27 protein-coding genes are annotated in these 24660 nt (G+C 39.8%); all 27 read right to left on the bottom strand.

Annotated elements, in window-relative coordinates:
- Positions 1-27 precede the first annotated feature (27 nt).
- Positions 28-3435, bottom strand: a complete 3408-nt coding sequence (locus O3617_RS04620) for a DNA polymerase III subunit alpha (protein ID WP_371448920.1) — start codon at positions 3433-3435, stop codon at positions 28-30.
- A gap of 11 nt (positions 3436-3446) precedes the next feature.
- Entirely contained in the window at positions 3447-4214 is a 768-nt protein-coding gene (locus O3617_RS04615; protein ID WP_371448918.1) for a M48 family metallopeptidase, read from the bottom strand.
- Between the two features lie 166 nt (positions 4215-4380).
- On the bottom strand, positions 4381-5274 hold the full coding sequence (locus O3617_RS04610; RefSeq protein WP_316586087.1) for a hypothetical protein: 894 nt from the start codon (positions 5272-5274) through the stop codon (positions 4381-4383).
- Positions 5275-5442, bottom strand: coding sequence for a hypothetical protein (locus O3617_RS04605; RefSeq protein WP_371448916.1), 168 nt, complete (start codon positions 5440-5442; stop codon positions 5275-5277). It lies immediately after the preceding gene.
- Between the two features lie 93 nt (positions 5443-5535).
- Positions 5536-5841: a hypothetical protein gene (locus O3617_RS04600; protein ID WP_371448915.1), complete on the bottom strand. Its 306-nt coding sequence runs from the start codon at positions 5839-5841 to the stop codon at positions 5536-5538.
- Positions 5842-5950: 109 nt separating this feature from the next.
- The gene (locus O3617_RS04595; RefSeq protein ID WP_371448913.1) at positions 5951-6367 is read right to left on the bottom strand and encodes a hypothetical protein; all 417 of its coding nucleotides are present in this window, start codon (positions 6365-6367) and stop codon (positions 5951-5953) included.
- A 5-nt stretch (positions 6368-6372) separates the two neighbouring features.
- On the bottom strand, positions 6373-6786 hold the full coding sequence (locus O3617_RS04590) for a hypothetical protein (RefSeq protein WP_371448912.1): 414 nt from the start codon (positions 6784-6786) through the stop codon (positions 6373-6375).
- Between the two features lie 277 nt (positions 6787-7063).
- Entirely contained in the window at positions 7064-7522 is a 459-nt protein-coding gene (locus tag O3617_RS04585; protein WP_371448911.1) for a hypothetical protein, read from the bottom strand.
- A gap of 186 nt (positions 7523-7708) precedes the next feature.
- Positions 7709-8083, bottom strand: a complete 375-nt coding sequence (locus O3617_RS04580; RefSeq protein ID WP_371448909.1) for a hypothetical protein — start codon at positions 8081-8083, stop codon at positions 7709-7711.
- Between the two features lie 58 nt (positions 8084-8141).
- A complete protein-coding gene (locus O3617_RS04575; protein WP_371448907.1) occupies positions 8142-8480 on the bottom strand; it encodes a hypothetical protein in 339 nt (112 codons plus the stop codon).
- A gap of 182 nt (positions 8481-8662) precedes the next feature.
- On the bottom strand, positions 8663-9109 hold the full coding sequence (locus O3617_RS04570; protein ID WP_371448906.1) for a helix-turn-helix domain-containing protein: 447 nt from the start codon (positions 9107-9109) through the stop codon (positions 8663-8665).
- A 33-nt stretch (positions 9110-9142) separates the two neighbouring features.
- Positions 9143-10444: a glutamate-1-semialdehyde 2,1-aminomutase gene (gene hemL, locus O3617_RS04565; RefSeq protein WP_371448905.1), complete on the bottom strand. Its 1302-nt coding sequence runs from the start codon at positions 10442-10444 to the stop codon at positions 9143-9145.
- Positions 10445-10453: 9 nt separating this feature from the next.
- Positions 10454-11428, bottom strand: coding sequence for a porphobilinogen synthase (gene hemB / locus O3617_RS04560; protein ID WP_371448903.1), 975 nt, complete (start codon positions 11426-11428; stop codon positions 10454-10456).
- Between the two features lie 36 nt (positions 11429-11464).
- Entirely contained in the window at positions 11465-12979 is a 1515-nt protein-coding gene (gene cobA, locus O3617_RS04555) for a uroporphyrinogen-III C-methyltransferase (RefSeq protein ID WP_156717700.1), read from the bottom strand.
- The gene (gene hemC / locus O3617_RS04550) at positions 12976-13914 is read right to left on the bottom strand and encodes a hydroxymethylbilane synthase (protein WP_371448902.1); all 939 of its coding nucleotides are present in this window, start codon (positions 13912-13914) and stop codon (positions 12976-12978) included. Before hemC ends, cobA begins: the two co-directional genes overlap by 4 nt.
- 1 nt (position 13915) lies before the next feature.
- Positions 13916-15190, bottom strand: a complete 1275-nt coding sequence (gene hemA / locus O3617_RS04545; RefSeq protein WP_371448901.1) for a glutamyl-tRNA reductase — start codon at positions 15188-15190, stop codon at positions 13916-13918.
- Entirely contained in the window at positions 15159-15806 is a 648-nt protein-coding gene (locus O3617_RS04540) for a bifunctional precorrin-2 dehydrogenase/sirohydrochlorin ferrochelatase (protein ID WP_371448899.1), read from the bottom strand. Before O3617_RS04540 ends, hemA begins: the two co-directional genes overlap by 32 nt.
- Positions 15807-15918: 112 nt before the next feature.
- A complete protein-coding gene (locus O3617_RS04535) occupies positions 15919-16704 on the bottom strand; it encodes an RNA-binding protein (RefSeq protein ID WP_371448897.1) in 786 nt (261 codons plus the stop codon).
- Positions 16704-17492 carry a pyrroline-5-carboxylate reductase gene (gene proC, locus O3617_RS04530; RefSeq protein WP_371448896.1) on the bottom strand — a complete coding sequence of 263 codons (789 nt, stop codon included), beginning with the start codon at positions 17490-17492 and terminating at the stop codon, positions 16704-16706. Before proC ends, O3617_RS04535 begins: the two co-directional genes overlap by 1 nt.
- Before the next feature lie 26 nt (positions 17493-17518).
- A complete protein-coding gene (locus O3617_RS04525) occupies positions 17519-18013 on the bottom strand; it encodes a cell division protein SepF (RefSeq protein ID WP_005375690.1) in 495 nt (164 codons plus the stop codon).
- A 39-nt stretch (positions 18014-18052) separates the two neighbouring features.
- Positions 18053-18739 carry a YggS family pyridoxal phosphate-dependent enzyme gene (locus tag O3617_RS04520; protein ID WP_371448894.1) on the bottom strand — a complete coding sequence of 229 codons (687 nt, stop codon included), beginning with the start codon at positions 18737-18739 and terminating at the stop codon, positions 18053-18055.
- Between the two features lie 80 nt (positions 18740-18819).
- Positions 18820-19677, bottom strand: coding sequence for a peptidoglycan editing factor PgeF (gene pgeF / locus O3617_RS04515; protein ID WP_371448893.1), 858 nt, complete (start codon positions 19675-19677; stop codon positions 18820-18822).
- A gap of 30 nt (positions 19678-19707) precedes the next feature.
- On the bottom strand, positions 19708-21435 hold the full coding sequence (locus O3617_RS04510) for a radical SAM protein (protein ID WP_371448891.1): 1728 nt from the start codon (positions 21433-21435) through the stop codon (positions 19708-19710).
- A 71-nt stretch (positions 21436-21506) separates the two neighbouring features.
- The gene (locus tag O3617_RS04505; protein WP_009661667.1) at positions 21507-22226 is read right to left on the bottom strand and encodes a DUF421 domain-containing protein; all 720 of its coding nucleotides are present in this window, start codon (positions 22224-22226) and stop codon (positions 21507-21509) included.
- A 12-nt stretch (positions 22227-22238) separates the two neighbouring features.
- A complete protein-coding gene (locus O3617_RS04500) occupies positions 22239-22700 on the bottom strand; it encodes a DUF3290 family protein (RefSeq protein ID WP_016476518.1) in 462 nt (153 codons plus the stop codon).
- Positions 22701-22822: 122 nt separating this feature from the next.
- Positions 22823-23332 carry a hypothetical protein gene (locus O3617_RS04495; protein ID WP_005380336.1) on the bottom strand — a complete coding sequence of 170 codons (510 nt, stop codon included), beginning with the start codon at positions 23330-23332 and terminating at the stop codon, positions 22823-22825.
- Positions 23333-23477: 145 nt separating this feature from the next.
- Positions 23478-24485, bottom strand: coding sequence for a ketol-acid reductoisomerase (ilvC, locus tag O3617_RS04490; protein ID WP_105083992.1), 1008 nt, complete (start codon positions 24483-24485; stop codon positions 23478-23480).
- Positions 24486-24660 lie beyond the last annotated feature (175 nt).

Here is a 24660-nt window from a genome sequence, read left to right as displayed (position 1 = left end):
CCTAAATGGGATGGTATTTAATATACTCTATTGCACCTCTACGGCACCTTCACCTAACACCGCTTCAATACGTGCGATAATCTCATCTGTAGGTGCAAAGCATAATTGAGGTGATAAATTAATTCGTTTTCGTTGTTTATGTAAATATAATGCTGTCGGCACTTGCCCTTCTGCTTGTGAAAGTATGTCCTTCAACGCATTACTATTCTCTGGTGTATCATAGGCACCGCGAATATGGATGGCAATTTGTCGTGCATTGTTGTAGTTCACCTTTAGCGGTGCAATGCGGTCTGCAATAATCTGTACGCCTTTTTCATCCGCATCAACACGGCCTCGCACCTTAACAACCATATCGACGGCCAAGAATTGTTGGCTCTGAGCAAATACCTTTGGGAATGCCACCACTTGAGCGGAACCAGAGTAATCTTCGATGCGAAGAATACTCATGACATCGCCCCGTTTTGTAGGTCTATCCCCTCTTTCAGCAATGAGACCGCCAAAGGTAATCGTTTGACAATCAAAACGCTCTGGGTTTTCAAGTAGTTTCCCCAATTCAAAGAGACCTTTCAATTCCTTGTTATACCCTTGCAATGGATGGCCCGTAATATAGAATCCTGTATAGTCCTTTTCATCCTTCAACTTATCATCTTCTGATAAATCAGGTAGATTCGGCACTGGAATCATATCGACATCATCTGTGCTTTCACCAAAGAGACTCATAGTGCCCATGGCAGCATCCTTTTGCTGCTTAGCCCCTACGGCCTGTGCACTTTCATACATGTGCAATAATTGATTACGATTTTCCTCAAATCCGTCCATGGCACCACAGCGAATTAAACTTTCAAGCAAGCGTTTATTAACGACCTTGCTATCTACGCGGCGACAGAAATCGGTAATGCTCGTATAGAGACCATTGGCCTCACGTTCTGCGATGAGTCGGTCGATAGCATTATCCCCTACGTTCTTGATGCCCCCAAGGCCAAAGCGAATTGCATCGCCTTGTACGGCAAAGCTACGCAAGGAATGATTCACATCGGGACCGAGGACCTGCACATTATGTTTTTTACAAGCATTGATATAGTATGTGAGCTTATCCATATTTTGCATAAAGCTGGTCATGGTAGCGGCCATAAATTCTGGGAAGTAGTGTGCTTTGAGGTACGCCGTTTGGTACGCAATGTACGCATAGGCCGCACTATGAGATTTATTAAAGCCATAGCCGGCGAAGTAAACGAGCAAGTCAAAGACTTCGTTTGCAATGGACTCTTCGATGCCATTGTTAATAGAACCTTGTATAAAGGATTCCCGTTGCGCCTTGAGGACGGATTCTTTTTTCTTCCCCATCGCACGGCGCATTAAATCCGCTTGTCCAAGGGAGAACCCACCCATGGCAGATGCAATTTGCATAACCTGTTCTTGGTAGAGAATAACGCCGAAGGTGTCTTTCAAGATAGGTTCCAAAATCGGATGTAAATAGGTCACCTCTTTTTTACCATGACGGCGGTCGATAAAATCCGCCACCATGCCAGAGCCCAAAGGGCCTGGACGATACAATGCAACGAGAGGGATTAAATCCTCAAAATGCTCCGGTTTCAAATCCATAACGAGCTTGGTAATCCCATCGGACTCAAGCTGGAATACACCGGATGTATCGCCCTTAGTAAGGAGCTCACAAGTCGCTTTATCATCTAATGGGATGGCATCTAAATCGAGATCGATACCTCGGTTTGCCTTAATGAGCTTAAGGGCATCCCCCATAACAGTTAATGTACGGAGGCCCAAAAAGTCCATTTTTAGCAGGCCCAATTCTTCGATATTATCCTTATCATATTGAGTGACAAAGCCTTCTTCATTAGAGTTTTGTACAGGCACATGGTCATCTAGAGGGTCCGCAGAAATTACGACACCCGCCGCATGAGTAGACGAGTTACGCGCAATGCCTTCTAGTTTTTGCCCGAAATCAAATAACTCTTTTACATTAGGGTCTGTATCATATAAAGCTTTTAAATCTTTACCTTTTAAAGCCTTTTCTAAGGTGATACCCAATTCATTAGGAATCATCTTTGCAATGCGATTGACCTCAGCTAGTGGCAAATCGAGCACACGACCTACGTCGCGAATAACGGCGCGAGCCGCTTCCGTACCAAAGGTGATAATCTGGGACACGCGAGCCTGTCCATATTTCCGCGTTACATAGTCGATAGCTTCGCCCCGCTTTTCATAGCAGAAATCGATATCGATATCAGGCATGCTAACCCGTTCTGGATTGAGGAATCGTTCAAAGAGCAAATCGTATTGTAATGGGTCGAGCCCTGTGATACCTAATAAATAAGCTACCACAGAACCGGCTGCAGAGCCACGACCTGGGCCAACTAGAATATCGTGTTCTCGCGCATAGCGCACATAGTCCCATACGATAAGGAAGTAGTCTTCAAAGCCCATAGTTCCGATAACATCGAGTTCGTAATCGAGACGTTTTTTGAGTTCTTCCGATGTATCGCCATATAAGCGTGGTATTTCTCGTTCACAAACCTTACGCAAATAAGTTTTAGACGTTTCCCCTTCAGGCACGTCAAAGTGCGGCAAATGGTGTTCATCAAAATTAAATTCTACAGTGCATCGGTCTGCAATCTTTAAAGTATTTTCTAACGCTCCAGGGATATGTCCAAAGAGCTCCGCCATCTCATCCCCAGATTTTAGATAGAACTCATCATTAGGGAATTTCAAACGATCTACTTCGGCGCGACATCGGCCCGTTTGAATACAAACGCGAATATCCTGAGCATCAGCGTCGTCTTTCATAACATAGTGGAAATCGTTGGACGCCACGATGCCAAGGCCATATTCGTCGGCTAATTGGCATAGCACTTGCTGAGCTCGTAACTCTTCAGGTAAACCGTGATTTTGAATTTCTAAAAAGAAATTATCTTTACCGAAGGTTTCAATGTACCACTCAACAGCGCGGCGAGCCCCATCCATGTTATCTTGCAAGATATATTGTGGCACTTCCCCTTGAATACACGCACTAAGGGCAATGATGCCCTTACTGTATTGACGCAATAAATCATGGTCAGCGCGCGGTTTATAATTAAAGCCTTCCGTAGAGGCTTTCGATACGATTTTAACGAGGTTTCGATACCCTTCCATCGTTTCGGCCAATAAAATTAAATGCTTAAGTCGTTCACGGCTACGCCCCTCTTGCTTATCTAGGCGACTACCTTCTGTGACATACACTTCACACCCAATGATTGGTTTAATGCCTTGTGCCACACATTCCTTATAAAAATAGATGGCTGCATACATATTGCCATGGTCCGTAATGGCAAGGGCTGGTTGTTCCAGTTCCTTCGCGCGGCGCACCATATCCGGCAAACGGCTGATGCCGTCCAATAAACTAAATTCCGTATGACTATGTAAATGTACAAATGGCTTCATGGTACACCTCCTTACGGTCTATGTGCAAAATAGATATTTAACGATTTCTTACGGGCCTTCCAATCTGGTAAAAATTGGGCCACTAAATTGTGAAAGTTCTTGGAATGATCCAAGTATTTAAAATGAGCAAACTCATGAACCATAACATATTCAATATAAGCCTGTGGTCCTTCTAATAAACGCATATTCATCTTAATGAGCTGCTTTGATGGCGTACAAGAACCCCACCGACTCTTCATGCGCTGTTGCTTTACCGTAGGCATGGGCACATCAATATGTTGTTGGTGAAAGCGTTGATACACGACCTTCGCCCAATGGGTAAACACCTTTTCCCCTAGCTGGCGCCAAAAGGTTTGCATTAATTTATGCTTGTTTTCATAAATGTAATCAGACTTAACAAACATTACCATGCGATTAGAACCATCAAACTTGATATGTGGTTTGCCAGATGTTTCTAGCACCTCTAGCGTAACAGGCATGCCCAAAATAGATACGGTTTCACCCGTTACATATTGTAATGCCTCTATACGCTGTGCCGTTAATGCTTCTAATTTAAAACGAGCCTTCTCAATAAAGGGTATATTTTCAATAACAAATGCATCGATACGATGATCTGGCACATAAGCATTCGCCGAAACATGGACACTACCATCCTTGTGCACACGCATATTTATATTCTTTACACGCTTGATTGTTAACTCATATTCAATTGTGTCACCATTGTAGGTAATAGACCGAGTTGTTGAAGTATTCATACCTTTTATTTTATCATAAAACACTCATAAATTCGTTAAAATCTGGGTACTTTAATAGAAATTATTCGATTTTAAGAACATAAAAATAGCAGATAGTTGATTTTAGATGATCAACTATCTGCAGTTTAAACAAAATTATTAACACTAACTAAAAAATGACAACCAAACTAATATCGTATATCAAATCATATCACCTCTCGTGTATTTTATCTTGATAATTAATTACATTTTGAAAGTGATTCAATATCTTTTCATTATAATCAGTATTTAGATATTTAATATTCATATACCACTTACGATCATCTTCAGAACTTAAATCTAATATTAAAAATTTTGATTCTTTTAAGTTCAAATAGAATATTGAAAAATCACTAGAATTAATACCAAACCTTAAGCTCTCTAAAAAAGCATTTAAACTGACGTGTTCATCATTTGATGTATTTGGTAAAATTTGAACAATAGCGATATTATCAACAATGCCATTAATTCTTAATCGTCTAGAAAGTAAATTATATATTTCACTTTCAGAGTAATCTATGCAAAAACTTTGATTTGTAAATTCCCCCTCTTCCGGCCATTCACTATAAACAAGATACTCATTACTTATACCATTCATTTTATCTAATTCTAAAATTTCTCCACTTCTCAAATTTAATTGATAATAACCTTCAGATGTATTTAAAATAATGTTCCCATTACTAGTCCAAACCTGATATATATGATATTGATTTCCTGTATAAATAAGAATTTTTTCTAACTTATCTTCAAAAATATTAGTTAAATACCAATCGACTTGCTTACCATTCTGTACTTTCTGAATAGCAAAAAAACTATCTTTAGTAAAAAAAGCGTCTGTGATTATTCCGTTCTTAATTTTTAGCATAGATAAATCGAGATTAAAATTATTTCCCATATCTTGTGGATTATAAATGTTTGCATTAGAGCCATTGAGAACTACAATAGCACCTTTATGTGGATTCCATACATTATTATAAGATGTAAACTTCAATCTCAATATATATACTAATACCAATATACAAACTATAATAAAAAACCAAGTAAGATATTTACGAATAGATCCCATTTATTCCACCTTATAAACAAGTCCTCGATTATTTTCATAATCATCATCCAATAAATTTTCAACGGCAGCAGGACGAATCGCACCTTTTAATCGATCTAAAGTAGGATGATCTCCACTTCCATCAACTAATGCAGCTACAGAAACCGTTACACAGTTATGACTCATCATTAACTTTAGCGCTTATTAAATTTTACCAACTACAGATTCCAAGAAAGATTAAAAGAATACTCTGTCCTACAGACACAGCAATTCGACCTTTTCCTATAATACTAATGCCATAGCTTTTCCTTCCTTGCACATAAAATATTCATTGAGATTTTGCTTTAGTGCAAACATTTCCCCCAAAAGAAGAACCGCAAGTATTAACGAAAAAATAGAAAAACTATGTAAAATCCTCCCTCCAAAAATAACCATTAATTCAAGCATCAATAATTGACTTAATTGTATCATCGTAAGAAGAAGACTTCTCTTAGTATTTGCGCCTGCAATAGTTATTGTATTATTCCGTATAATATATATTGCATACATACCAAGTAAAATACTACATAAGATACGCCCAGCGTTCATAATCTCTCCTAACTCCACTAATACATTTCTGAATAACTTTACATATATAACTATTCATTAATTATTACGATTACCGCATAGCTAATAGTATGGATTCCATTTGTAAAAGTTAGTAATAATATACAATCATATATTCATTTGTATTAACAGATTTAATGGATAACTTTAATACTTCTCCACTAGTTTCTTTTTGAAATGTATTAGCCTCTATTTGCTTCCATCCATCTAAGATTAAAGATTTTTCAAGTTCAGCCATATTACTATTACTTACTACATCAACAATAAAATAAGGTCTAACACTACCAAGTTCATATTTAAAAGGATAGATGGCATTGATAGTAAAATGCTCACGATAATCAAAACGCTTATATTCATTCCAAATAAGAGTTTGTCTATCAGAATAACTGGATTCCAATGTATTATCTATTTTCTCTAATACAAGAGCACCACCAAATGAACCTATGATTATTCCTACTATAACTGTAATTATTTTTAATTTATTAATAACGACCTTATCGCAAACCATCTTTATCAATCCACTATTTTATATTTAATTCGTATAAAGTCTTCTTTCAACTGGACTCTAATGCTATTGGTATTAAGACCTTCACTAATTTTATCCTTATTATCATCTATATCATCTAAAAATTTACTCTGCTTATACTTTGCCGTAAAGTCTGTATAGTCAGAATTCTTTACCATAAACTTATCACCTACGCGAGTCCAGTTTATCTCATCAATCAAATCCTCTTTGTATAGAGAATAACCATATTTGATTAATGCAAAAGAGTTGTCATTATAATGATAATATCGAGTAGTGATGCCGACAATTATGATTAGTATAAAGGCTGCAGCAATGCCACTAAGCAGATATTTTAATAATTTGGGACCAAGTTCTTTTAATAAACCTATATGCATATATTTTATTAGACTCCATCTTCTCATTATAAACACTAGTAATATTTACAATGCTTCTCTAATGTACGATTAGTATCAAACGAACTCTAAAAGACAATTGATTAAACTTAGACTTTAGATTCTTATATATTTCCATGATTACTCCATATGACGTAATACTTTTAGAGTCTTGCAAAAGCAAAATCTTTACTTGTTCATATAATCTTTTTCAAAGCCGTTAAGCAGGTATAAAGCCTCATTATAATAAACAACGCAACCAGATTAGGCTAAAAAATATTTAAATAAGTCCCATTGCTATATACACTTAATCATAAACTTTTACAAATCCATCTACCCATTGCCGTTCGTTTAATACAACCTTCCCAATACCAAAATTGTCTAACCCATGAACAATAAATATGTCCCAAGTACTATATTTTTCTTTGGCTAATACAGCATATTCATATTCACTAAATACACCTAACGTTCCACCAACTGTATACATTGCATCAACATCATATCCATACCACAATATAAAAACTTCATTGTTTTTGATAGGATCATCTACACTATAATTTCTTGGTACCCCATCATTTAAAACAAATTCCTCAATATAAAAGTTTTCATCACAAAACTCTCTAAACCCAGGAAGTTTTTTTGCTAACATTATTGCATTTTCCGCTAAATCTTTAGTCGAAAAATCCCCTAAACCAAAATACTCTGTATATGGTAATGTATCATCTTTTTTATACTTAGCTACGGCTTCATATATGGTTGTATTCATATTATCTAACCTTTCTATATATTCGATCCGCAAAAGCCTGTCTCAAAATGCCCCATTAATAAAATTGTGTGGATACATCATTACTGATTTCACCTAATGCTTAATTATCGTTAATAAGATAATCTCCGGTACGAAGGCTAAAACAACTACCTCCGAATCAATAGTAACAGATGTTATATCCGTATTTCATATAATATTAAAAACAATTATTAGTGCCAATATAACTAATATAGGTATTACGGAATAAAAATCTTTCTTTGCTTTTTTTATAAGCATCAATTTATTCTCTAAAGCAAGTGAAGAATCACCTTTAACAGCTAAAATTCTTAGATATAATTCTAAGCCCCAATTTAATATGCCTATAACGGCCAAAAGATGAATTAAATTATCACCATCATACGGAATATTAATAAGAATAAAAGCTAAACAGCCTATTCCTATTTCAGTATATAACATGGTTTTAGTTCGTTTAATCTGTTCCCGATCTAATACAAAATAAGGATTTCTAATAAAATATAGACAATATAAACATAGTAAGAATAGTGAAAGACCTAGCTTCATATACATCTCCATTAAAGTAATTAGAACTTATTTTTATCGAATAGTAATATTTTATTATTTAGTTATGAAAATAGACAAAAACACACATACATAGCATCATAAAGAAGACTGGCAAAACAGAGTAAAAATCTCGTTTTGCTTTTTTTATCAACATTGCTTTAATTTCAGGCGACAAATTAGAATCTTCTTTAATAGCCGGAATTCTTAACCACAGTTCTAGAAAACACATTGTTAGCATTCCCAACTCCAATAAAAATCTGAATGTTTTAGAATATCCCGAAAAAAGTGTATAGAAGAAAAATATTCCACCCATTGAAAGCTCTGATGCTAATAAAAATTTCGATCGTTTAATTTTTATTTTATTCAATGTAAAATGAGGATTTTTAATAAAGTACATACAATATAAGAATACTAAAAATCCTACATAAATGATTATTATCATACAATTCTCCACTAGTTATATTACTATTAATAAAATTATAAATTGTATATTTTATTAAAACAATATCTATAACATAAATAAAAAAGCTATTATATCCAAATCCATATCATATGTTTGGATATAATAGCTTTAATTTATCATTTTTTCCCGCGACTCGCCGCCAGGTTTGCCCCCAATAGTCCTCCCCGATTGATATGGGGATGGCGGTGTGAGGTACCTTCTTTGATTGATGTTATACGAGATCGTTGAAACTTTTCAAACACTGTATCCAGTTCTCGCAACAGAACCTTCTTTTGCGATTCTTTTAATTCATACAAGTCCCCTTTGAACTTAATATGTTTATCTTTCACAACGGTGCTAATATCACAGATGCGTTCTGGTTGTTCATTCGTAACATTCACGAGTTCATCTAAGGTCATCTCATAGTAGCGAGCCAGCGCACACAGTGTATCAAGGTCTGGTTCTCTATAGCCAGTCTCGTAATTGGACAATGCTGCATTACTAATGCCTACAGCCTTGGCGACTTCGATTTGGCTCTTTCCCATGCGTACGCGAGCCCGTTTTAAGTTCTTGTAAAATTGCATGTTCATTACCTACATCGATTACGTCACATTGTGTTACAATGTTTCACTGATCATTTTGAAAGCTTCTTCTGCGACAGCCAATGTTTTATCGATTTCTGCACCCTTATGACACATGGACACAAAATTGCTTTCAAAAGGACTTGGCGCATAGTAAATACCATGGCTCAAGTTATGATGGAAGAATGTCTTGAAATGGTCCGCATTACATGCACTAGCGTCATCAAAATTGTGAACCGGTTTATCTGTAAAGAACAAGGTAAACATGGATCCCACACGTTGCACCACAGCTGGCACATTATACTTTTTAGCCAATGCTTCAAGGCCATTACACAATGCTTTTGTGCTATCTTCTACTTGTTTAAAGATGGTAGGGTCTCGTTGCAACATGGACAAGGTAGCAAGACCAGCTGTTACAGCCACAGGGTTACCACTCAATGTACCGGCTTGGTAAATAGGACCAGATGGTGCTACTTCGCTCATGATTTTGCTAGAACCGCCAAATACAGCAAGAGGCATACCACCGCCAACGATTTTACCGAGGCAAGTCAAGTCCGGTTTAATATTGTATAGTTTTTGTGCACCACCGCTGCTAGCGCGGAAACCACACATAACTTCGTCAAAAATTAATAGTGCACCATGCGCTTTTGTAACATCGCGCAATGTTTCAAGGAATCCTTCTACTGGAGGTACACAGCCCATATTGCCTGCTACCGGTTCTACGATAATACAAGCAATGGTATCGCCTATTTCATCGAATAATTGTTTAACCGCATCAATATCATTGTATGGCAATGTGATGGTATTTTCTGCAACGCCTTTTGGTACGCCTGGGCTATCTGGCACGCCAAATGTAGCGAGGCCAGAGCCGGCTTTCACCAATAGAGAATCACTATGACCATGATAACAACCAACAAATTTAACGATGCGATCGCGCCCCGTGTATCCACGAGCTACGCGCAATGCACTCATGGTCGCTTCTGTACCGGAGTTAACGAGGCGCACCATTTCCATGGATGGCATAAAGGCTTGAATTTTTTTAGCCAATTCCGTTTCTAACAGTGTAGGTGCACCATAGCTTGTGCCACGTGGAATGGCCTCTTGCAAGCTCGCTACGACCTCTGGGTTCGCATGGCCCAAAATCATAGGACCCCAGCTCAACACGTAGTCGATGTATTCGTTGTTATCGATATCATAGATACGGCTACCGCTAGCGGAGCTAATAAATGGAGGGTTTGATCCTACGCTACGATAGGAGCGAACAGGGCTATTAACGCCACCCGGCATATATCGTTTCGCTTCGTCAAATGCTTTTTCTGATTTACCTAGTTGTAACATAGTCACTCCTTATTGTTTAAGCCAACGTGCCACATCAAGGGCATGGTATGTAATGATAATCTTAGCACCGGCACGTTTCATAGAGAGCATCGTTTCCATAACAAGGCGTTGTTCATCGATAAGACCAGCGGATGCAGCCGTTTTAACCATGGCATATTCGCCGGAAACATTGTAGACAGCCAATGGCAATTCATAACGGTCACGGGCTTCGCGAACGATATCCAAATAGCACAATGCGGGTTTAATCATGATGATATCCGTACCTTCAGCGATATCGAGTTCAATTTCACGCATCGCTTCTAAGCGATTGGCAGGATCCATTTGGTAGGATTTACGGTCCCCAAATTGCGGTGCTGAATTAACAGCGCCACGGAATGGACCATAGTAGGCAGATGCATATTTTGCAGCATAACTCATGATGGATACATTGGTGAAACCAGCTTCATCAAGAGCTTCGCGAATAGCACCCACACGGCCATCCATCATATCAGATGGCGCCACCATGTGGGCACCAGCTTGCGCTTGGCTAACCGCAACCTTACATAATAGAGGCAATGTTTCATCATTCAAGATTTCGTGGTGGTCAATCATACCACAGTGACCTGTAGAGGTATATTGACATAAGCATACGTCCGCAATAACCAAGAGATTTGGCACCGCTTCACGGATGGCTGTAATCGCTTGTTGTACCGGTTGCGACATATCCCATGCGGAGGAACCTTGTTCGTCCTTATAGGTAGGGATGCCAAAGATTTCTACGCCACGAATGCCGAGGTCATACGCTTCTTGCGCTACCTTTACCGCTTCATCTACGGATAAATGATATTGGCCTGGCAATGTATCGATTTCTTTTTTTATACCTTCACCAGGAACAATGAATAATGGATAAATTAAATCAGTTGTATCTAATGTTGTTTCTCGTACTAAATCACGCATTTCTGGAGAAGTGCGCAAACGGCGAGGACGATATGTTAAATCGTACATAGTAAATTTCCTTCTTCCGTTTAATAATGACAATAATTAGTTAGCGCAGTCTTTCACAATTGTGTCCACAAGACCTTCTGTAGTATATACAGGGCTAATGATATCCACCTTTAAACCAGCGCTCATAGCAGTAGCAGCCGTAATCGGTCCGATACACGCAATCTTTGTATGTTCTAATAGTGAAAGCGCATCTTCGCCCAATAGATCTAATGTATTGGTAACAGTAGAGGAGCTAGTAAATGTAATATAGTCGACATGACCATGTTGCAACGCATCTACCAAGGCCTCTTGTTGAGATGTATCTTGTTGAGTTTCATACAAGCGCAAGATATCTACATCGATATCTAGGTGGCGCAATTCACGAGGAATCACTTCACGAGCCTTTTTCGGTTGAATTAACAACACGGTATGTCTAGGTTTAACATGCTGTTTCAATGCATCTACAACAGATTCAGCCTTGTAATCTACAGGGATAATATCCGGTGTAATGCCATAGTTAGTCAACGCTTTAGCCGTAGCGCTGCCGATAGCACATACCTTAGCATAGCCTAAGGAACGAGCATCTTTACCTTCCCCGTATAATGCATCAAAGAAGTAGCGTACCCCTTCAGCGGATGTGAATACAACACAAGAATATCGATCTACGCCATGTAATAAACGTTTATCTTCATCAAATAATTCTACAGGCTCTGTTTTAATAGCTGCCGCTTGGATAACATTGGCGCCTTGGTTCATGAGCATATCGCGGAATTTGCTAGCTTGAGAGCGAGCACGAGTAACCACAATCGTTTTACCGAATAATGGCTTGTTATCGAACCATTGCAATTGTTCACGCAAGTTTACAACATCGCCTACGACGATGATAGCTGGCGCTTTTAGTTGTGCCTTTTCCACATCTTCTACCACATGTTCTAGTGTGGAAACGAGCACCTCTTGAACAGGTTTAGTACCCCAGCGAACGAGCGCCACTGGTGTATTAGCAGGACGGCCATGAGCCATCAATTTTTCTGCAATTGTAGGTAAATTGCCTACGCCCATGACAAAGCAAAGTGTATCCACTGCTGTGGCAAGACCTTCCCAATGGATTCCAGACACCGCTTTTGTTGGGTCTTCATGACCAGTAACAACCGCAAAGGATGTAGCCATAGCGCGTTGTGTTACAGGAATACCGGCATAGGCAGGCGCTGCGATAGGCGATGTAACACCAGGTACAAATTCAAATGGAACACCGGCCTCACGAAGGGCCATCGCTTCTTCCCCACCGCGACCGAATACGAGTGGATCCCCCCCCTTTAAGCGGGCTACGATTTTGCCTTCTTTTCCCTTTTTTACCAATAGTTCGTTGATTTCCCACTGGTGCATAGTGTGGTCTTTACATTGTTTCCCTGCATAAATCAATTCTGCATCAGGTCTAGCCCATTCTAATAGATGAGCATCTGCTAAATAATCATATACGATAACATCTGCACGTTCGATGCATTCCTTACCTTTTACGGTGATTAATTTAGAATCTCCAGGGCCTGCGCCGATTAAATATACTAAACCTGTCATTTTATGATTCCCTCCTTAACAAGGGCTTCCACAATGTGTTTGCCCCCTTCTTCATATAAGGCTTTCGCAAGGTTTTTGCCTAACATAACCCCTTTCTTAGCAGGTCCAGACAATTCTCCTTCATATACAGTTTTACCATCCAACGATGCAATGAGCGCTTTCAAATTAAGCTGTCCTTTTTCAACAGTTCCGTAAACGCCCATCGGTACTTGGCAGCCCCCATTAAGTTGATTCAAGAAACTGCGTTCCCCTTCTACGGCAAGACGTGTTGGTTCGTCGTCTATTTTTGAAAGCATGTCTAACATCTCAGTATCGTCACTGCGACATTCAATGGCTAACGCACCTTGACCCACAGCAGGAATCATTTCATCCGCTGTAAAGACTTGTGTGATTCTATCGTCTAAACCGAGCCGTTTAAGGCCTGCTTGTGCCAATACGACGCCATCGAGGCCTTCCGTTTCAATCTTGCCAAGACGGGTTTGTACATTACCGCGAATGACTTCGATTTGTAAATCCGGACGGCGATGCAATAATTGGGCTTGACGACGTAAACTACTCGTACCAATACGCGCCCCTTGTGGCAAATGGTCCAACGTTTTATATTTAGGACTTACCAAAGCATCGAATGGTACTTCCCGTTTGGAAATAGCACCTAATGTAAGCCCTTCTGGCAATTCTGTAGGCATATCTTTTAGGCTGTGAACGGCAATATCGATATCGCCTGCATGCATAGCTGCCTCTAATTCAGCGGTAAATAACCCTTTGCCACCTACTTCGGCAAGAGGCTTATTCAAAATGCGATCCCCTTTTGTGTTAAAGTGAACTAATTCTACGGTAACCGCAGGGTATAAGCGTTGCAATTCACTTTTTACATATTCTGACTGCCATAAGGCAAGAGCACTCTTTCGAGTCCCAATTCTAATGTGGTTCCTCATACTACGAGCCTTCTTTCTCGAGATTAAACATATCTTTGAATAAATCCCAATATAAACCTTCTTCTTGTGTACCGGCGATTTCATTGAAATGAATCATCGGTTCTCTTAGCATTTTTCTAACGATCATACGACTCATAGAATCAATGATGCGACGCTCTTTATCGGAAATATCCGGCAATTTAGCCAGTGCTCGATGTAATTCACGGCGACGAATGCGGTCAGCCTTATCCGTCAATAGCGCCATCATAGGGCGTACGGATAAATAACTAAACTTTTCTAGCACCTCATCGATGGCTTCGTGAATAATCGGTTCAGCCCGCTTGGCTTCCTCTTCACGTTGCTGTTTATTTTCTTCTACAACGCTTTCTAGAGCATCGATATTGAATAGGTACACACCTTCGATATCCGCAACGACAGGATCAATATCACGTGGTACCGCAATATCAATCATGACGATGGGGCGTCCATGGCGTAATGCGGCAATGCGTTTTGCCTCTTTTTCACCAATAATATAATGCGGTGCCCCCGTCGATGTAATGATGATATCCGCATGTTCCGCTTGTTCTACATAGTGATCTAATTTGATGGCTTGACCATTAAATTTCTTCGCCAATGCTTCCGCTTTGGTGAAAGTCCGATTAGATACAAATATGGTTTTTACACCCTTTGCTTGTAGATGTGTAGCAGTTAACTCACTCATAGTACCAGCCCCTAAGATGAGGACTGTGGCTTCTGAAAGTGGTTTATCGAGACTATCTTCAGCCAAGTTGACCGCCGTGTAACTAACAGATACAGGTGTATTCGCAATGCCTGTATTGGTCCGAACCTTTTTACCAACACCAATAGCGCGTTGGAACAAGATATTAAATACAGTTCCCGTAAAGCCTGCACTATAGGCAGCAATATAGGCACCTTTTAATTGACTAAGGATTTGGCCTTCCCCCAATACTAAGGAGTCAAGGCTAGCAGATACGCGGAATAAATGTTCTATACAAGCCTTTTCTTCATAGAAGAAAAATGCTGATTCATCAATTGTATCGGCATGTTTTAAATGCTTTAATACGTCGAGCATATACGCTTTAGGAGATTGTACATCTTCTAATACGGCATAAATTTCCGTACGATTGCACGTCGATAGGATAACGCATTCTGAAATTTTTTCGTATTCATAGAGTCGATTTAAGGCGGTTTCTACCTCGTTCTTCTCAAACGAGAAACGTTCACGCACCTCAACGGCAGCACTTCTATGATTTAGTCCTAATACCACTAATTGCATGGTGTAGTTTCTCCTCTATCAAAGGCCATTGTCCCTTAAGAATAGCCTGAAATTCAGATTCACCTAGGTAAGTACGCCAAAACTGGCTACGCTCCTCTACGCTAGGGATAAGTAACTTTACCTCTTCCCTCATAATTTTAAGTCTAGGTATAGCAATTTGCAACTCACTATAACGATTCATCATATCTCGTTTCACAAGACGATTAATTCGTGGTCCTCCATTATTAGCGCTAATTGCAATATGAAGGTCACCTATATCGATAGTAGATGGCACGGTAAAGTCACAGGATGTGGCATCATCGGCACGATTCAGCCAAACACCATACTTACGAGAGATTGCCTCTACATAGTCGTTAACCGCTGTATTATCAGTACATATAAATAATAACTTACAACGCTTGACCATATCTATATACTCATCAGTAAATATAGTATTGTGCCAAACAAATCGGTCATCCTCATGCCAAGATTTCATCTGTTCTGTAATAACAGGACTGATGACAATACATTGACACGGTTCTTGTAAGCATAAGGCTAGCCGACGTTCAGCCACGGCGCCACCGCCTATGAATAGAATGGTATCACTCGCTGTAGTTTGTAATGTTAGAGATAGCATAAGAACTGCTCCTATGGATAATACCGCTTATGTATACCTACATATGAAACTATAGATATACATAAGCGGTATAAAAAATCGGCTTGAATAATCAAGCCGATTGCTTATTTGCCTACATAAATCGTTTAAGGTAAACGCCAATACGTCCCTTACGGGATGTCCCCGTAATAGCCTCCACCTTCATTCGGCCACGACCACGCATGGAGATGATATCCCCTTCTTTAACCTCTTGGGATGGTCCCTTTGCAGGTTGCCAATTTACTTGCAATAAACCGGCATTTACAGCGCTCACCAATTTCGTACGGGATACGCTAAAGCCAGAGCTTGCTACCGCATCTAATCTAAGTGATGCAACGGTAGTACGCACTTCTTTTATCTTTTCTTCTTTTGGTGCAATTTCGTCTAACTCCATCGGAGCTACAGATACGGCAACCATAGCGATTTTTGTAAAGTTCTGTACTACAAAATCGGCTACCGTACTATCTACGAGGATTTGTGCACCCCCTTGACCCATGATGATATCGCCAAATTTCGAGCGATCAATGCCAAGGCCCATCAAAGAACCAAGCACATCACGATGATTTAACAATCTAAATCGTGGGTCCCAAGATACCTTCAATGGAACGATACCCATATCCACTGTACCTTGAAAATGGCTATCTACAAAGGCAATGCGAATGCGTTCTGCCCCTTCATAGCCACCAAAAGATTGAACGAGTAGTTCAGGATAAGCCGCCTTAATCGCATCGGCGATAACAAGACCAGCAGGGCTTGTAAAGTCGCAAACGCGATACGGTTTTCCCTTTACCACTTGTTCAGCTAAATCGAGCATACGGCGCGCTTCTTCACCGCTACCGCTTGCTTCAAAATATCTAATTAATTTACTAGTATCAGCCATTATTTCCCCAATTCATTGGAACGAGCTAAACAAGCAACAACCCCATCTTGTAGGGCACTGCGCAAGCCACCTTTTTCCATAGCCCCAATGCCAGCAATCGTAGTACCACCTGGGCTAGTCACTTGGTCGCGCAATACAGCAGGATGTATACCGGATTCCAATGCCATTTTGCCAGCCCCATACATCGTTTGGGCGGCGGCCTTAATCGCCAATTGACGAGGTAATCCAATGCGGACCCCCGCATCAGCCAAGGCGTCTAAAATGACAAACATATATCCTGGACCGGCACCAGATAAAGCGCCTAATCGGTCTAGGTCGGCTTCACTGACAACAGCCACTTCTCCAACCGCATTAAATAAAGCCTCTACAGAAGTAGTATCAGCTCCATTATCCGCAGTCAACGCAGTCATGCCGCATCCAATAGATGCTGGAGTATTCGGCATTGCTCGATATAGTACTGCTGAAGGCAATGCGTTACGCAAGGTATCTAATGTTACGCCAGCTGCCACAGATATAACCGTAGCACCCGCTTTCACAGACGTTAATTGGCTCAATACGGACGGCAACACCTGTGGTTTAACAGCTAAGATAATCGTGTCAAACTGCGCCATATCAGGTAATTCTACAAAACCTGTAACGCCCAATTCGTCAACTAATTCGTCGCGATGTTCAGGGCGACGCACCACAATTGATACATCATCTGCACGTAATATGCCTTGTGAAAGTGCACCTCGTAAAAGGGCACCACCCATGGCACCTACGCCTATACATACGGTTTTTCCCAACATAGTATCACCACTTTTTCTATACCGGATTATTTGTTTTGCCAGTTAAATTCTTGTTGCTCAGTTGTTCCACTTTCAGATTCATTATTATAATCAATGGATACATTAACAGGTACGCACATGAAAATGTCTTTGCCTACCTTTTCCAATTTGCCATCTAATGCAAATGTTGCACCAGATACAAAGTCAACGATGCGAGCTGCTTCGTGAGGATCTGTATTTTCAAAGTTAATCAATACAGGGCGCATGTCACGCAATTGATGAGTAATACTTTCAGAATCTTCAAAAACCTTAGGTTCGATAACAACTACTTTCATGGCTGTTGGACGTTGTGTCATAGTGGATGTGCCTCCTACCTTACGTGGATGGAACTCAGATGCAGCTGCTGTTGGTGCTACTGGTGGCACGTCTTCTGCATAGTCCTCATCGTCTTCATATTCATACTCATCATCATAATCATAACGGTCATCATTATTAATGCCGATAAAATTTTTGATTTTTTGCCATTGTTCTCCCATAGACATGGTAATCCTCCTAATATACTCACACTGTTATATTCCCAATTAGTTATATACACGTTCCCCAAAGATGGCAGTGCCTACACGCACGATGTTAGCCCCTTCTTGTAAGGCTATTTCAAAGTCATGTGTCATCCCCATCGACAAATACTGTATATCCCCATCAGGGAAATACCCTTTCATATCTTCATACAAAGCATGTGCCACTCTAAAGATAGGTCTTGCATCCTCCGGATTTTTAAAAAACGGAGCCATGCACATCAACCCTTTAACGCGTACATGTGGCAATGTCTTTGCATAGTCTCGTATGTCAGGAAAATCCTCTACGGACATACCAGACTTACTCGCTTCACGAGCTACATTGACTTGTAACAATATGTCTTGTACTTTATCATGCTTAGCAGCAACCTTTTCGATTTCATCTAATAGCTTCTTACTATCTACAGAATGAATCAAATCAAACATCGGTACCGCTTGGCGAACCTTATTGACTTGTAAATGGCCAATTAAATGCCATACCAATTTAGGTCCTGTATAAAGCATTTGTTTTTCTTTTGCCTCTTGCACACGATTTTCGCCTACATGAGTGCATCCAAGACGAGCCACTTCTTCTACAGCCGTTACAGGATGATTCTTTGTAACCGCTACAAGTAACGCCGTATCCGTGCGCCCTACGCTAGCCATTGCATCGGCCATGCGTTGTTGGATTTTATGAAGGGATTCTTCAATCATATGATCCTCCCATATAGTAACGTATAAATAAATATCCTATAGACTTATATTATATAATATTTAACCAATAATGTATATCTTTACCGTTTTTCAAGCATACCAAATAATGCCATACGCCCCGTTTTGCCATATTCACGACGATAGGAAAAACAATTCTCATCAGTCATACTATCGGTACCACCAATACAGATTTTGTCCTTTGGAACGCCTCGTTGCAATAGATCTTCTTCAATAAACCGCCACAAATCTATATGCGGTGTCGCTTTCGACGCACCGTCTCTAACGATATATCGGACCAATTCATCACTATTGGCATCGGTTATTTTCTTCCACTCGTCTGTGAAAGTATCTGCTAGCTCTTGATTGACCTCAAAGGATTTCGGTCCAATGCTCGGCCCTAAATAGACATAGCAATCTTCAAAGCGGGTACCAAAATCTCGTTGCATCGCCTCTATGGTGATGACCGGCAGATGTCCTATAGCACCGCGCCATCCTGCATGAACGGTAGCCACCACATGATGCACAGGATCATAAATACCTACCGGCACACAGTCGGCGGTAAATAAGAATAATGGTACATTCGGAATATCCGTATATACCGCATCGCAATCGGGAATAGCTGACTCAGCATTCAATGCTCCAGCACCGATTAAGTCTTCTGTAATGCGTACTGCATTGAGTCCATGCACCTGATTACCGCAGGTAATACGGTCTGGCGATACGCCTAAATGATTAGCCACAATGCTGCGGTTATCTAATACATCCTGTAATGAATCTCCTATGTGAGTAGCTAAATTTAGAGATTCACATGGCTTCTTAGATACACCGCCATGACGATATGTATCCCCCATAACTAGAGGAAATTGATTGGCCCAGTTAGGCGTTTCAAAAGACCATTTATGATTATTTGTATTTATATTTACAACAGTGATATCCATACTACGGTTCCTCTACTATTAATTCTCAAATCACTTACACACGCCACAACGCTTACAACCTTCCATACAAGGTGGTGTATACGCTTCATCAACAGCCCGTTGCCATTCTTGTTCTAAATAACCATCATTTAGTCCCATATCCAAATGTGACCAAGGTAAATAATCATCAAAATTACGTTCCCGATAATTGCAGTTATCCATGTCGAGGCCCGCTTTTTTCATTTCAGATTTAAAGGATTTGCTACCTCGATCAAAGGCACATGCAGCGAGCACCTTTCCTAAGCGGCGGTCACCCCGGGCGAGTACACCTTGGATATATGCTTCTTTAGGAGACTCAACGAGTACCTCGATGCGACGATTTTTTTGCAATGATTTCTTAATATACTGTAATTTCTTTTCTACGCTCTTTTGATGATCCATAGCCATCCACTGAAATGGTGTAAACGGCTTTGGTATAAATGGATTAATGCTAAGTGTTAAGCGACCTTTACAGCCCACCTCAGCCATGTGAGCTTGTGTACGTTCAGCTAGCCCAATGATGGCATCTATATCTTCATCAGTTTCCGTTGGCAGGCCAATCATAATATAAAGACGCATATGCTGAATGCCAGACTTAGCGGATAACTGAGCAGCGGTACGAAGATTTTCTTCACTAATGCCCTTGTTGATAACACGGCGTAAGCGTTCACTACCTGTTTCTGGTGCAATGGTAATCGTCTTCTGTCCACTATCGGCCAATCCATCTACAACGGCTTGTGTCAAAGAATCAGCACGTAACGATGCACAAGAATAACGCATGTCCTTAGAACGAATATAGGTTACGAGCTCATCAACCTCTGGATAATCAGAAATCGCCGCCCCCATAAGGCCCACCTTTTTTCCAAGCTTCTCCGCTCTATCCACGCCTTCTTTCAAGATATCTAGTGGACGTACACGTGGTACACGGAAACAGTACCCAGCCATACAGAATCGACAATGACGGCCACACCCTCGAGCTACCTCGATGATATACATGGCACCAAACTCGGTAAAATTCGTAGCAATTACCGTTTCACCTCCACTTGTTAGAGGCTCAAAATGACGTCGTATGATTTTAGGTGCACCATCTGCTATATCATAGCCAACAAAACGGTCATTATCATCATATTGAGGCGTATATAAAGCAGGTACATATACACCATCAATTTGAGCTAATGCAGCAATCGTTTCTTCTCGACTTTCACCATTCTCACGACCCTTGCGAATTCGTTCTAACACAGCAGTAACAATACCCTCCCCTTCACCGATGATGAAAGCATCGATAAAATCAGCAAAAGGCTCAGGATTAAATGTCGCACAAGGTCCTCCCGCAATGACGATGGGATCAAAGCTAGTCCGCTCTTCACTCATAACAGGCACACGCCCATGTCGCAGCATTAATGGTATGTGAAAATAATCCATTTCAAAGGTCACATCAAAGGCCACCACATCAAACTGATGCATAGGTCGTTGCGTTTCCACACTCATAAGAGGAGTCTTAGTTTTATCGTACGCTTCCAATTCCTTTTTCTCAGGCAAGAATATCCGCTCACATACACTAGCCGGATGGCGATTAATTTCCTCATAAATAATATGAAGCCCCAAATTGCTCATGCCCACGAAATATGTATTCGGATAGACAATGGCAACCTTTTGCTCCGCATGAGGGTTAATAGTTACGCGGCTATCTTCATCATTATAGAGTTCTTGTAATCGATCAATTAAATCTTTACGGTTCACTAATTTCCTTTCTATATAAGCCCACTACGAATAGTGGGCTTAACAACGCTCTCTATATATAATTCAAGAGATTATATTTTAGATTTTATTATATCCTTTGTATGAGTAGTCTTAGTTTTAATTGTTTTTACCAATTGAGGCCGATGTTTTTTCTCATACGGATACAATACGACTTTACCATCTCTGTATTCCGCAATGTAGATATCCTTAATAGAATACCCTTGTGCCTGTACCTCTTGTTCTAGCCATTCTTTATCTTTTTCAATTACATCAAGAGTAAATTGATTAATTTGACCATCATTGATCAAATCAAAACGAATATTTTCTTCACCGAACTGAACAACACTAAGCTGACCATTTTGCTCTAATACGGCGCGCTTAACATCTGCTACATATTGAACACCAGCTGTGCGAAGTTTTAGTTTTAACTCAGCCGATTGAATGCCATAACGCATACATTCTTCAGTTAAGACATGACCTTTTTCAATAACAATTACAGGATGACCATCTAGAATTGTTTTAAAGAATCTAAGATTGCCTTTTAAGAATTTAAGCGTCATTACGAGAATAGTCCATAAGATGAGAACTAACATAAATTGTAAAATACCAATCGCATCATTATAGATGATGGCACCGATAATACCGCCGAGTACATAGTTTTGTAATTGGTCTAAGGCTGAGGTAGGCGCCAAATTACCTTTACCCATTAAATTAATTTGTAAAATAATCGCCAAGAGACCTATGGCGAGTTTGGCAAAGACCATCCCATAGACGGCCATAGCTTCTGTCATATGTGGTCCTCCTTATGGTAATACATCCGCTTTATCATGAATTCGATCTGTAGGGCTTACTGTATACACACGAGTGATTGTATAGGTAGTAAATTCAGGGTTAAATTGCACCTCATAGTATGCATCGCTAACCTTTAAAATTATACCATTACGTACCTTTAAGGAGTTAACAGCTAATTGACCTTCATCAACACCACGATCGGCACTAAAGGAGTGTAAGAACTGAGCCATGCGAGAGGAATCTTCTGAATACACCTTCATACGCCCATATTCTTGATATTCAAGACCTAAGAAAAATACAATAACTAATGATAAAATAACGGTTAAATCACGATAGCGGCTTGTAAAACCATTACGTAAAACTTGAATGCCTACTCCAAGAAGGGCTAATAAAACAACTACAAAGATAACGAAGCCTAATGTATGACCAGATGTGATTTGGCTTTCCACATAGGAAACGGTATAGAAGTCCATAATTATGCTCCTTTCATATATCATTTTATTATATCACAAATAAATATGATAATAACCACCAACGATTTATAAAAAATAGAGCTACCACAATGATAGCTCTATTAAACAGTTACTATACTAATTTATTTACATTCACGGTACACGATGATATAAGCATGAGTATTCGCTGTAAAACCAGATTCTAATTCTAGTTCAACTTCTAAAACGGCATCGTCAACGTCACCTTTATAATAGGCCTTACGTTGTTCTGCGGAATAGAAATACATAGCCGCATTATATTCATTACCTGCTTGTACTGGAATTGTGATGGTAACAGGCTGTGTTTCAACATTTTTTGTTTTAGTACCCACATTATCCGTCGTGTAATATACGGATTCAATGGTATGTTCTCCTGGTGTTAATGCCACAATGACTTGACCATATTGACCAGTTTTATGATCAATAGTAGAAAGGTCCTTACCATCAACCTTTACAGATTTACCATAAATATGAAGAATCGCTTTATTAGCATTCTCTTGTACAAATTGTTGTTCACCGGCTTGTCGTTTTTTATTGAATTTCATAAATACGGCAAACAAAATGGCCCAAATGACTGCAACCGCCACGATGATAATAATAGTTGTAGAACTCATAGTATCTCTCCTTATACCAAAATATACTACACTGATTCTACGTTAACTATATCATACGTACTTGTATAACTCAACAAAAAAGCGACCCACTTCGGGGTCGCTTTCAGTAAGCCTATGCTTATCAAGAAATTACTATGGTAATCTCTTATTTCAACCAGCTCATCAAGTTGCGAAGTTCTGCACCAACTGGTTCGATTGGATGAACAGCAGCTGCTTCGCGATGTTCTTTAAGGAATTTTTGACCATTTTTGGAATCAGCCAAGAATTCATCAGCGAATTTACCAGATTGAATGTCAGCCAAGATTTGTTTCATAGCTTCTTTAGTTTCTGGAGTAATTACGCGAGGGCCTGCATAGTAGTCACCATATTCTGCTGTGTTAGAAATGGAGTTACGCATTTTTTGGAAACCACCTTCGTAGATAAGGTCTACGATTAATTTCATTTCATGCAAGCATTCGAAGTAAGCGTTTACAGGTTCATAACCAGCTTCTGTTAATACTTCGAAACCAGTTTGGATCAATGCAGTCAAACCACCGCACAATACAGCTTGTTCACCGAACAAGTCAGTTTCTGTTTCGGATTTGAAGTTAGTTTCCAAGATACCTGCACGGCCACCACCGATACCGCAAGTCCAAGCTAATGCTACTTCTTCAGTATCGCCAGATGGGTCTTTTTCTACTGCGTACAAGCAAGGAACGCCGGAGCCTTCTTGGTATGTACGACGTACTAAGTGGCCAGGACCTTTAGGTGCTACCATGAATACGTTGATATCTTCGCGAGGAACGATTTTACCGAAGTGAATGTTGAAGCCGTGAGCGAATGCTAAGTATGCACCTTGTTTCAAGTTAGGAGCGATATCTTTTGCATAAACGTCTGCTTGTAATTCGTCTGGAATCAATACCATAACGATATCAGCGCCTTTAACTGCTTCTGCAGTTTCTTTTACAGGAAGACCTGCTTCTTCAGCTACTGCCCAGCTTTTGGAACCAGCGCGAAGACCGATAGTTACGTCAAAACCGTTTTCTTTCAAGTTCAATGCATGAGCATGACCTTGAGAACCGTAACCTAAAACTGTAATTTTTTTGCCTTCCAATTTACTTAAATTGCAATCTTCATCATAGTAAACTGTAGTACCTAAAATTTTACCTGCCATATTAGACAACCTCCAATTTATATTCAATAGAATATTTAATATATATACTGTACACAATCTCGCAAATAATTGCAAGGTTTGTAGCGTATATCGTAATTTATCGAATAGTCAAATAGACTAATTCATAACTAAATTTGTACCCTCTTTGTATTAAAAAAATATGAATTCTGAAATT

It is taken from the genome of Veillonella sp. 27098_8_77 (genome assembly GCF_041431535.1).
Lineage (GTDB): Bacteria > Bacillota > Negativicutes > Veillonellales > Veillonellaceae > Veillonella.
This window is presented reverse-complemented; position numbering and strand designations above follow the sequence as displayed.